The sequence below is a fragment of the Streptomyces sp. NPDC102259 genome (genome assembly GCF_044766465.1).
Classification (GTDB): domain Bacteria; phylum Actinomycetota; class Actinomycetes; order Streptomycetales; family Streptomycetaceae; genus Streptomyces.
In genome coordinates, this window is record NZ_JBIWMA010000056.1 from 1 (window position 1) to 10963 (window position 10963).

Sequence of the window (10963 nt, forward strand, 5' to 3'; positions counted from 1 at the left end):
CGTATACGGCCACGCTCGCGATGCCGGCATCCCGGCACGCCCGGGCCACGCGGACTGCGATTTCGCCACGGTTGGCGATGAGCACCTTGCGCACGGCTCAGACATCCTTTCACCCATGGCGCTTCGCGAACCAGCGGTCAGGACGCTCATCGGGAAGAGCGAGCGGCGCGCCGACTGAAGCACTCGTGCACATCGGATTCGTTGTAGTGGGTACGCCCGGCCTGGTTCCGGCGCCGCCACCGCTGCTCGCTGGCCAGCCGGTAGACGGTTCCTACAGGGGTGCTCCAGAGGCGGGAGATGTCGGCTGCGGTCAACCATCGTTCCTCGCGCGAGCCCGTGCCGTGGTCGGAAGCGCGCTCTTCGAGGGTGCGACTGAGCTGCGTCCACTGGTGACCCGCCCAGGTGTGGCCCACGTCCTCGGTGCACTGGACTCCGACAGGGCGCGCAGGTGTCCGTACCGGCACGACGGCACCGAGTTCACCGCCGCATCCGGGGATCACACAGGCTCCGATCCGCACGGTGCGCACCGGTTCGGTGTGCACGACCCGACGGGCCGTCCGGACCAGCCCGGCAACCTCCGCGGTGGCTTCGACGGCCGCTGGATGAGCGCAGAGCCAGTCGATGTGGCGGGCGAGGAAGGCCGCCAGCGGTTCGACGGCGCGAGGCGGCCCGGACACGTGTCGTTCGTCCGCGACGAGCCCACACCACGAGCTGAGCGCCTTGACGATCTCCGAACGCGCCTCGGCCGCGGCGCCGTTGAACGGCATGCCGGGCAGTGCTCCACCGGTCGTCTTCTCCAGCCGGGTGGGCGTCGGTCCGCCGCCCAGCACATGTTCGCATTCGAGGTACAGCCAGGGCAGCACCCTCAGCCCGGCCGCCAGCTCCTCCCTGCACCGGGCGCACAGCCGTTGTCCGCTCACCGCCATGCCCCGGCCGCCTTTCCCAGAAGGTCGGGGTCGGCATTCCGCCCCCTCGCACACACGTGTCGCCGAATGGGTAGAAACAGCTCTGGACTTCACTCTGCAACTCCGTTCTTCTCGTCGGCGCCTGCAATCCTCGAAAAGCCCGAAGGACGGACGAGCGTGGATTGCATGATTCCCGAGGTGCACCCGAACGTGATCACGCCCGACGGAACCTGAATCCGATTCCGCGGACGGTGACGATCCAGTCGCCAGAACCAAGCTTGTTGCGAAGTCGGTTGACATGCGTGTCGACCGTCCGACGCGACCAGGAGTCTCCCCAGATCCTCTGCATCAATTGCTTGCGAGGAATCACCGTGTCGGGGCGAGCGGCGAGAATGTGCAGCAGATCGAATTCCTTTCGGGTCATCTCTATCCGCCTGCCGTCCATGTGCACTTCCCGCAACCCCACGTCGATGCAGAGCGGCCCGTGCGAAATCACCCGGGCCTCCGGCGACTGGCGTTGCGCCCGCCGCATGACCGCCTCCATACGTGCCATGAGCTCACGGAACCCGTAGGGCTTGACCAGGTAGTCGTCGGCGCCCGCCTGTAGCCCCAGAACCCGGTCGAGCTCACTCGCCCGGCCCGTCACAGCGATGATGGCCACGTCGCACACGGCGCGGATGTCCCGGCACACCTCCAGACCGTCCAGGTCCGGAAGGTCCAGGTCGATCAGTAACAGATCCATGCCCTCATATGCATCGAGGACCGCAATTCCGGTCTCGGCATGCATCACGTCGTGCCCATGTCGACGTAACCCGCGTATCAAACACTCCGCATCGTCGGCGGCATTCTCCGCCACCAGGATGCGCCAACTCTCAGCCGGCCCTCTCAGTCCTCTGGGCGCCGTATCACTCAGCGACATCGGTCCCTTTGCCACGATCTGACTCATCGATTTCCCCCTTGATCGGCACAGCTCGGCGTCGATTCAATAAGTTGCCACTCCGCACATACGGACCAGACGGTTTCTTTTCGGAAGATTCGACTCTGCGCAAGCCCGCTCGGGCTGCGCAAAACCTATGAGACTCATCCGACAGGCATGGCGAGGCCTCGACAAGGCACTGCCCACCAGTCGGTTTTCAAGGGTTACGAGACGCTCATTGCGTCACGAATGCACGAAGTCCACTCATGGCCCGAGATGGGGCTGACCCACCACCTCGTCCGGCCGTTCTCAACTCGAGCGCGGAGTCGCCCACCCTCCGAACGCTCCCAAGTAACCCGGCCTTCCCGGACATACTTACTCCCCCGTTCATCCCATTCCGTAGACGGAACGGGTCAATTCCGACACAGTCGAAAGTTGCACAGGGAACTATAGCTTGGTTGACCAATGACTCGTGTAATGAATCTCTCACACTCCACCAGGTTTCAAGCCGCACGCGACACATCCGAACTGGGAACACACGCCTCGCGTTTCATCCTCGAAACACTCCCGAAGCGTCATTCCTTTCCAGAGCCTTGACCTCCTGCCGTGATCCGGGCGGTCTCTTTCACCGAGCGCCGAGTTCGGCCCCGCGATACGGCGCGAGAAGGGCCGGGTGACGGTGGCCTCGGGCGAAGTAGCCGCGGCCGGACCTCTCCTCACGTCCCGCGCGTATGACGGCCCGACGGCCCCTCTCCCAAAGGCCCTTGGGAGACAGCCGGGCGTCTGGTGGGTGTCTGGTGGGAGGTCCGAGGTTCGGGGGCGCTTTGCGGATTCATGGAGAGACAGATTCCACATGTCTGACTAGGGTCACGTCGTGAGGCGAATCGGTCCGTGCAGCCGGTGGGCATGGACGAGCGTCGAGAGAATACTGCGCTGGTAGCTGAGGCCGAGTGGTTCTGCGACCGGCCAGGTCGTACGGGCCGCTGTCGACGCGTCCATGGCGGCTGATGACGGGCCGGCCGAGGACCGCGCCGTATCGGCCGGCTTACGGGCTGTCGTACGAGACAAGCCTGCCCCCCGTATCACGCCTGCTGCCCACGGAGGCCGCGGATGAACGATGCCGAGCAGTTTCGAACCGCGGTCGCCGACGAGGGCGACACACTCAGGCTGTCCGCGTACGGGGAACTGGACCTGGACACCGGCGGAGGCTTGCGTGACGCTCTCGGATTCTGTCTGGCATGCCCCGTCAGGCGGCTGGTGGTGGACTTCTCCGAGGTGCCGTTCTGCGACTGCGCCGGGCTGGGTGTGCTGATGGAGGCACGTGCGCTGGCCGTGCGCAGGAACGTGTCCTTCGAACTCGTGGGCGTGCAGCCGAGGGTGGCTTGGCTGCTCTCGCTGACCAGGACCGACGTCGCGTTCGGCCTGAAGGACCTGGCGGCGTGACGGCCGGGAGAACAAGATGCCCCCGGTCCGCCGGAAGAGGAGGTCGGCTCGGGTGGCAGCCGGGGAGTCTGACCAGCGGCTGCACAACGAGAAGTGCTCCGACCTGAAGGTCGGAGCGCGGGGAGAGGAGCTGGCAGCGGGCGCGTGCCGGCTCGGGGTCAGGCCGCCTGGTGGTCGCTGCTGTTGTGGGTGCTGTGTCGCTGCTGCTGGGCGGCGGTCTTCTGCCAGGTGCGACAGACGGCGATGACGGCGTCGTAGCCGACGGTGAGGGTGGTGAGAGCGAGGACCATGGGGCTGTCGCCGTGGTGCAGGGTGTGGGTGAAGTGCAGGACGGCGGTGGTGGCTATGGCGGGCAGGGCAAGGCTGCCGGCCGGACGGCGGATGGTTTTCGCGCGGTGGTACCAGCTGGTCCACACGTCCTTGGGCGGGATGATGCTGAAGCGCCATCCGGCGGTGGGCGCCGGCTGGTCGGTGACGAGGCTGAGGTGGTCGTTCACTGCACTGTCCTTGGGGAGACGGGCGGTCCCACCGGCTGGTGGTCCGGTTACGGCGGCAGCGTGCTGCTCAGCTGTCTTCGTCGTCGGGGTCCTCGAAGTGGAAGCCAAAGAGGTCGTCCTCGTAAGCGGTGTCGAAGGGCGCGTCGAGTGGGTGGGTCCGGGCGGCCAGGTGCCGTTCGCGGTCGAGGACGCGGGTGGCGCGCTTGATGGCCCACATGTCGCGGGCGATGACGTGTTCGTCGCCGAAGGGGATCTCGCCGGTGAGGGCTTTGTAGAGGTGGCGGCTGGCGTCCCAGGGCTTCTCGATGAGCTTGCCGGTGTCGACGCGGACGGCCATGCCGTGGCCGACGGCGACGGGGAAGATCGCGGAGTTGAGGACGTGTTCGGTGAAGTGGACGGCGACGGGGACGGCTCCGCCGAGGACGGCCTGGGCGATGGCGGAGCTGGTGTCGCGGGGGAAGATCGGTTCTTCGTAGTGCTTGCCCAGGCCGGCCGCGAGGTGTGCCAGGGCGCGGGGCAGGACGATGTAGTTGGGGTCGGGGTCGGCGACCAGGGGTTCGCCGGTCATCGCCTGCCAGCCGTCGGCGAGGGTCAGGCGCCAGGAGCCGGAACAGTCCGACAACAGGGCGGTTCCGGCGGTGACCACGGCCGCGTAGAGCGGCCGGCCGGGAATGAACGTGATGATCGACAGCGATGTGGCGTTGCTGTCGTTGGTGGAGAGCCAGCGGCGCAGGCATCCGCTGTCGGAGACGGAGACGACGGGCCGGTCCTGGGCGACGCAGGCGCGGAAGGCCGAAGTGCGCTCGTCCAGGCAGCCGTCGGCGCCGAGCACGGTCACCGGCTTGCCGGAGATGTTGGACACCTCGTGCAGCTTCCTCTCGACGGCTCTGGTGAGCCGGCGCCGGGCCTGCACGGCTTTGTCGTCCCAGTACTCGGCCTGGCGGGGGATGCCCGAAGGCGGTCGGTTTCGGTCCGGCTGCCACAGGGTGCGCAGGTCGAGGACCTTGTCGAGTTTCTCGGTCTCCGGCAGGTCCTGGGTGAGGTCCTGGCCCCGGGTGGTCTCGCGTCCCAGGGCGTCGAGCTCGTGGAGCGCGGCGTGCGCGGCGCGGGCTGTTATGCCGTCCGCGCCGAAGGGGGCCAGCTGTCCGTCGCCGTCAAAGGGGAAGTACAAGCGAACTCCTTGTCTGGGGTACGCACGCATTTCATAGCGGTGCGTACTCGTTCGATCTCACTGCGTAGCGCACCCTACGTGATGTAGTCGTGTAGTCCATAAGGAGCATCTCACTCACGACTACACGCATGAATCAACATCTGTGAAGTAGTTGTAGTGGTGTAAGCCACAGTCACGATCTGACTGACAGTTACAAGAATCCATGTACGCAGTGAAAATGTGACCCACAGCACATCATGTAGTTGTGTAGTGGCTTAGTGTGTGAGGCGTTGTCAGCAAGGGTGCTGCGGCCGACGCGCCGTCAGCGCCCGCGAACCGGGTACGGCATGCCCCGTCCCTGACACGAGCAGGGCACGCGGCCCGATGAAGGGAAGGCACATGCCCAGGCAGAACGGCAAGACCGAGGAGAAGGACCAACAGGTTGTGGTGTCCGTCCGGTTCCCCCGCCAGCTCCTCGACCGCATTCACGCCATCGCGGCCGTGGAGTCCAGCACCGCCAACGCCGTCATCAGGGAAGGGATGAACGCCTGGGTGCACGACCGGGTGGCCAGCCCCGATTTCCGCGCAGCGAGCGAGGCCTACATCGCCTCGGCTCAGCGGCAGGTGGCGACAGCGCTGCAGGATCACTCCTCGCGCGGACCAAGCCAGCCATAGACGTCACCCTTACTGGATCCTGCAGGCGATGTGCGCATTTCAGGCCCCATAACTGATCCATGTACCGGTCCCTCTCGAGCCGGGGTCCCTCGGGGACCTCGGCTTCGCTGATGCCCGCCTCGGGCCGTCATGCCGGCGCAAGGTCGCACCAGTGCACGGCGAGATCGGCGGTGGGCTGTGGCACAGACCCCGGCCCGGTATCCGCCGCTTCCAGTCGGCCCATGGCATCCCTCACCGCCTCCTCGGGTACCGCCCGCCCGGGCGGCAGGACGTAACGGACGGCCGTGCCCAGCAGCGGGTCCGCATCCACTCGCTCGGCACGGTGGTCGACCGGCATGTATCCGTCCCAGCCCAGGTCGTGGAGATCGCCTATCTGACAGGCCCAGTGCCTGGCGTCCCTCAGCTCGCCGCGGCTGAGGTGCAGCAGATACAGGCACAGCGCGCCGGTGACACTGCCCGCGCCGGCCGCGTACTCCCACCAGAACTGAGCGCCGCTTTCCGGTTCGGCGACATACAGCAGGCAGGCGAAGGCGAGCGCGCCGTCGGGCTCACGGCGGTCGTCGAAGGCGGTGACGCGGCCGGCGGCCCCCGGGTGGCGAATGACGGCACGGGACAGCATGCGCAGGTCGCACATGGCCCGTTCGTGCCGGACCGCCGACCTGCTGGGCGACGGGGCCGCGTCGTCCAGGGCACGCCCCCAGCGCAGCTCGTTGACTCCCCGGGCGACCGTCTCCCGGGCAGCCTCCAGATCCGCGCGCGTGTACGCGCCCTGGAAGACACGGGCATGGCTGAGGATGTCGTTGATGGTGCGTGGGGTGCGAGGCACGGTGGTCTCCTTTTAGCCGTCGGGTTCGTTGTCGAAGCGGCAGCCCATGGCGGCCGCCAGGCGTTCCTTGGCGGTGCGGCGGGTCGAGCGGACCGTCGCCGGACTGATGCCCATGATCAAAGCCGTGTCCTTGGTGTCGAAGCCCAGTACGGCGTGCAGGACGAGGACATCGAAGTGACGCTCGCTGAGCCGTGCCATGTGCTCCCAAAGCTCCACCTCGTCCCCGAGCTCGGCCACCGGCTGCCCGTAGGCCGCGCGGAAGCTGTCGCGGAACGAGGCCAGGAACGGGGCTGTGGCCGCACGGATGGCACGGGTGAAGGCCAGCGTCTCCCGCGCGGCCGGAGTCCGGCCCTGTTCCGCCAACTCGGCGGCCACCCTGCTCTTCAGCAGTGACCAGGCGTAGTGGCCGGGGTTGGGGGCCATGTGGCACCAGTCCATGGCGAGGTAGACGAACGTCATGTCGACCAGGTACCGGCTGACGGCCTCGTTGCCGAGGTGGATCAATGTGTACTCGTAGTAGGCCCGGTCGTAGCGTTCGTGGAAGACCCAGAACTGCGGCGGCATGGAAGCGATGAGATCGGCTACCGCCTGTTCGGCGTCGTCCTGGCCCTGACCCCCGGCCGGAAGCGCAGTGAACGGGGGGTTGCGGTGAACCAGGGTGTCTAAGCGCCCGTCGGGCACGGCCGACCGTGCCACGGCGCCGGGGGCCAGCGCAGAGCTGCCTTCGTAGTTCACAGAGCTGGTGGTCCTTCCTCCTTCTGCAGCGGCGCCGTTGACCACGTCTGCCCCCCGTCCAGCATGGGCCGGCGCCTGAGCGCGATTGCTCTGGGGAACAGATAATCGGACCGGACCGCCCGATCGTGCAGCCCATCGGCCACCAGATTCCACGAGCCCCCGACCAGCGGCGCCCGGCGCACTTCTCAGCAGATTTGCAGCGGCGTAACGCCATGGTTCGCCACCCCCTGATCGGATTCGCCACCCCCGCCCAAGCTGGCGATCCGTCAGGTCATGAAGGTTTCAATGAAAATTTGCGGAAAGGTGCAATTTCACAAGCAGTTGCAAGAGGTGACACAGATCACTCAAATTGCGGTGCGCACCACGCCATCGCACCTTCACTACCTGCACAAAAAGCAGCGGCGAGCCGTCTTGACCCGCCCCCCATCAGGGGCTGTACGCGGGGGCGCGCCCCGTCGTCCGCTTGCCGTGGACGGTCATGCCGCGGGAGCGTCGCGGCCACATCCTGGACGCCGTGACCGAAGTCCTCGCTCCCGGCGGCCGGTTCACGACCTTCGCGTATCTGCACGCGGCCTGGACTCCGCCCGCCCGTCGCTTCACCGCAGAACTGGCCTGCCGTTTCGACCGGTTGGAGCACTCGCCCGTGGTGTGGCCGAACCTCCCGGCCGCTTTCGTGCACCGGGCCACCCAGAGGCCACGACCGCGAGCAGGCCCACGAGGGGCGAGGACACCGTGGGCCAGGAATGTCGGCAGCGATCGGACGCCCGCTGCCACCGCGGCGGAGCCGACGAACACGGCAGTCACCGCAGGTGGGCGCGTAGTACCGCGGTACTACGCGTGCGGCGCGGTTCAGCCTCCCGGTACCACCGGATCGGGGTGATCGGCACCTAGCGTTGTCGATGTGGCGTCGGAAGCGACGGACGCCGTAGGCCGACAGAAAGAACGCCAATGATCGACGCACGGCAGCTGACCAAGAAGTACGGGGAGAAGACGGCCGTCGACGGGCTGGACTTCGTCGTGAAGCCGGGCACGGTGACCGGCTTCCTGGGGCCCAATGGCGCGGGCAAGTCCACGACGATGCGCATGATCGTCGGCCTCGACGCCCCGACGCACGGCTCCGTCACCGTGAACGGCCGGCACTACGCCCGCCACGAGGCACCGCTCCAAGAGGTCGGCGCGCTCCTGGAGGCGAAGTCGATCCATCCGGGCCGCTCGGCGTACAACCACCTCAGGGCGCTCGCGCTGACCCACGGCATTCCGGGCAGCCGGGTCGACGAGGTCATCGGCCTCGCCGGTCTCGGCAGCGTGGCGAAGAAGCGGGCCGGCGCCTTCTCCCTCGGGATGGGCCAGCGGCTCGGCATCGCCGCGGCGCTGCTGGGCGACCCGCAGACGGTGATGCTGGACGAGCCGGTCAATGGGCTGGACCCCGAGGGCGTGCTCTGGATCCGCAACCTGCTGAAGACGCTCGCCCACGAGGGCAGGACGGTGTTCGTCTCCTCCCACCTGATGAGCGAGATGGCCCTCGTCGCGGACCACCTGATCATCGTGGGACGCGGCCGGCTGCTGGCCGACACGAACGTGGCAGACCTGATCCGCGAGGCGGGCGGCGACACGGTGAACGTCGCGACCCAGGACCCCGCGCGGCTGCGGGACGTGCTGGCCGGACCGGGCGTCGACGTCACCGGCCGGATCGGCTCCGAGGAACTCCAGGTGACCGGGCTGACCGCCCGTGAGATCGGGCTCAAGGCCGCCGAGCACGGGATCGCGCTGTTCGAGCTGAGCGCGCGGACCGTGTCCCTGGAGGAGGCGTTCATGGACCTGACCAGGGATGCCGTGGAGTACCACGGCACCACGACCGGGATCGAGACCATCGAGACCATCGAGGCCGTCGGGAGGCCCGCGTGAGCACCCTCACCGCAACCGCCGAGGAACCCCGGACCACCCCCGCCCGACCCGTCTACCGGGTGACCGGACGGCGCGTGCTGTCGTCGGAGTGGGCCAAGCTGTGGTCCCTGCGCTCGACCTGGATCACCCTGGGCCTCGGCCTGCTGTTCCTGGTGGCCTTCGGTCTCATCTCCGCGAGCCACTACAAGTCGGGGATCGACTCCGGCCACACCGACCGTGACTTCGCCGACGCGACGGCCGTCAGCCTGTCCCTCTTCGGTGTGAACTTCGCCCAGCTGGCCCTGGGCGTGCTCGGCGTCCTGGTCACGGCGGGCGAGTACTCGACCGGCATGATCCGCTCGACGCTCGCGGCGGTACCGCGCAGACTGCCCGTGCTGTGGTCCAAGGCAGCCGTCTTCGGCCTGGTCGCGCTCGTCGTGGGGACGATCGGTGGGTTCGTCGCCTTCCTGATCGGAAGCGGAATCGTCTCGGGCACGCCCGCGGCCATGAGTCTTTCGCACGCGGGTGTCCTGCGGAGTCTGCTGGGTGCGGGGCTCTACCTCGGCCTGGTCGGGGTGGTCGGCGCCGCCCTGGGCGCGCTGCTGAGGTCGGTGGCCGGTGGAATCTCCGTGCTGGTGGCCACCCTGATGCTGATCCCGGGACTGATCTCCCTGCTGCCGAGTTCCTGGCAGGACGACATCAGCCCCTACCTGCCGTCCAACGCGGGTGAGGCGATGTTCGCTCTGACACACGACTCCACGACCCTGTCGCCGGGCGCCGGGCTGCTGGTCTTCCTCTGCTGGACGGCACTGGCGCTCGCGGGTGCGGCCTACCGGCTGACACGCAGCGACGTCTGACCGGCCGCACCATGGCAGCGTGACATCCATGACCACCGACGACATCAGCGGGATGGGACCGCTGGTCGCCCGACTGTCCCGGGGCGGCCAGCGGCTGCGGCAGGCCGACCGGACACATCCCTGGGTGCTGGACACCGCGGTCGTGCTGCTGGTCTTCCTGATGTTCTGCCTGCCCGACCTGATCCACGACGGCGCCGGTGGCGGTGGCGGTGATGGTGACGGTGACGGGCCGCGCAGGTTCCGGCTCGTCCTCACCCAGCTGCCCATCGCCGGAACGCTGGCGTTGCAGGCCGGACTGGTACTGCCCCTGCTGTGGCGGCGACGCAAACCCCTCGCGGCGTTCGCCACCATCACGGCGGTGTTCGTCCTCCAATGGATCCTCGGCACGGCGCTGCGCGCCGACATCGCCCTCTTCGTCGCGCTGTACAGCCTGGCCCTGCACGGGCGGCTGCGGCAGCTGCCGTACGCCTGTGCGGCCATGGCGGCCGCCATGGCGCTGGTCGCGGTCCGCGTGTCGTCGGCGGTGGCCGTCTGGGACGCGCTGTTCTTCCTGCTGAGCACGGCGACCGCGGCCCTGGCGCTCGGCATGATGGTCCGGATCCGCCGCGCCCAGCTCGCCGGACTGCGCGAGAGGGCCACCCGGCTGGAGATCGAGCGCGACCAGCGCAGCAGGCTGGCCACGGCCACCGAACGCACCCGGGTCGCCCGCGAGATGCACGACATCGTCGGCCACAACCTGTCCGTCATCATCACGCTCGCCGACGCCGGCGCCTACGCCGCCGACATCCAACCCGCACGAGGCAAGGAGGCCCTGCGACTCATCGGCGACACCGGCCGACAGGCCCTCGGTGAACTGCGGCGCGTGCTCGGCGTGCTGCGGTCGGCGGCGGACGGTCCCCCCGGCGGGCCCGAGCTCAGCCCGCAGCCCGGCATCGTGGACCTCGGCGCACTGTGCGCCACGGTGCGCGCGGCCGGACTGCAGGTCGTCTACCGGACCTCCGGCGACGTCGACGCCCTGGACGGCGGGGTGCAGCTGACGGTGTACCGCATCGTCCAGGAAGCCCTCACCAACACC

Annotated in this window: 12 protein-coding genes; 5 read left to right on the forward strand and 7 right to left on the reverse strand. The window is 68.1% G+C overall.

The window, feature by feature from the left end; translation table 11 throughout:
* From ACIRPU_RS44030 to ACIRPU_RS44040, 3 genes are all read right to left on the reverse strand, one after another.
* A partial coding sequence (locus tag ACIRPU_RS44030; RefSeq protein WP_280842533.1) for a biotin carboxylase N-terminal domain-containing protein occupies positions 1-94 on the reverse strand: 94 nt, incomplete at its 3' end.
* Positions 95-146: 52 nt separating this feature from the next.
* Positions 147-926, reverse strand: coding sequence for a hypothetical protein (locus tag ACIRPU_RS44035; RefSeq protein ID WP_384113703.1), 780 nt, complete (start codon positions 924-926; stop codon positions 147-149).
* Between the two features lie 193 nt (positions 927-1119).
* Positions 1120-1851: a response regulator transcription factor gene (locus ACIRPU_RS44040; protein WP_403878798.1), complete on the reverse strand. Its 732-nt coding sequence runs from the start codon at positions 1849-1851 to the stop codon at positions 1120-1122.
* Between the two features lie 1080 nt (positions 1852-2931).
* Between ACIRPU_RS44040 and ACIRPU_RS44045 the strand changes: the two genes are divergently transcribed.
* Positions 2932-3264 carry an STAS domain-containing protein gene (locus ACIRPU_RS44045; RefSeq protein WP_403878800.1) on the forward strand — a complete coding sequence of 111 codons (333 nt, stop codon included), beginning with the start codon at positions 2932-2934 and terminating at the stop codon, positions 3262-3264.
* A gap of 158 nt (positions 3265-3422) precedes the next feature.
* On the opposite strand, the gene ACIRPU_RS44050 is transcribed toward ACIRPU_RS44045, so the two are convergent.
* Together ACIRPU_RS44050 and ACIRPU_RS44055 are read right to left on the reverse strand one after the other, a co-directional pair.
* Positions 3423-3761, reverse strand: coding sequence for a hypothetical protein (locus tag ACIRPU_RS44050; RefSeq protein ID WP_403878803.1), 339 nt, complete (start codon positions 3759-3761; stop codon positions 3423-3425).
* Positions 3762-3828: 67 nt separating this feature from the next.
* Positions 3829-4932, reverse strand: a complete 1104-nt coding sequence (locus tag ACIRPU_RS44055; protein ID WP_403878806.1) for a hypothetical protein — start codon at positions 4930-4932, stop codon at positions 3829-3831.
* Between the two features lie 378 nt (positions 4933-5310).
* Here ACIRPU_RS44055 and ACIRPU_RS44060 point away from each other — a divergent pair, with 378 nt between their 5' ends.
* Positions 5311-5586 (forward strand): hypothetical protein, encoded by a 276-nt coding sequence (locus ACIRPU_RS44060; protein WP_355706391.1) that lies wholly within the window; start codon positions 5311-5313, stop codon positions 5584-5586.
* Positions 5587-5713: 127 nt separating this feature from the next.
* Here ACIRPU_RS44060 and ACIRPU_RS44065 read toward each other — a convergent pair whose 3' ends face one another.
* Positions 5714-6412 (reverse strand): hypothetical protein, encoded by a 699-nt coding sequence (locus tag ACIRPU_RS44065; RefSeq protein ID WP_403878809.1) that lies wholly within the window; start codon positions 6410-6412, stop codon positions 5714-5716.
* A gap of 12 nt (positions 6413-6424) precedes the next feature.
* Positions 6425-6976, reverse strand: a complete 552-nt coding sequence (locus ACIRPU_RS44070) for a sigma factor-like helix-turn-helix DNA-binding protein (RefSeq protein ID WP_355706389.1) — start codon at positions 6974-6976, stop codon at positions 6425-6427.
* Between the two features lie 1119 nt (positions 6977-8095).
* Here ACIRPU_RS44070 and ACIRPU_RS44075 point away from each other — a divergent pair.
* The 3 genes from ACIRPU_RS44075 to ACIRPU_RS44085 form a co-directional block, all read left to right on the forward strand.
* A complete protein-coding gene (locus tag ACIRPU_RS44075; RefSeq protein WP_403878813.1) occupies positions 8096-9052 on the forward strand; it encodes an ABC transporter ATP-binding protein in 957 nt (318 codons plus the stop codon).
* A complete protein-coding gene (locus tag ACIRPU_RS44080; RefSeq protein WP_403878816.1) occupies positions 9049-9888 on the forward strand; it encodes an ABC transporter permease in 840 nt (279 codons plus the stop codon). Before ACIRPU_RS44075 ends, ACIRPU_RS44080 begins: the two co-directional genes overlap by 4 nt.
* 28 nt (positions 9889-9916) lie before the next feature.
* Positions 9917-10963 (forward strand): sensor histidine kinase (locus ACIRPU_RS44085; RefSeq protein ID WP_403878819.1); only part of this gene is annotated, 1047 nt, incomplete at its 3' end.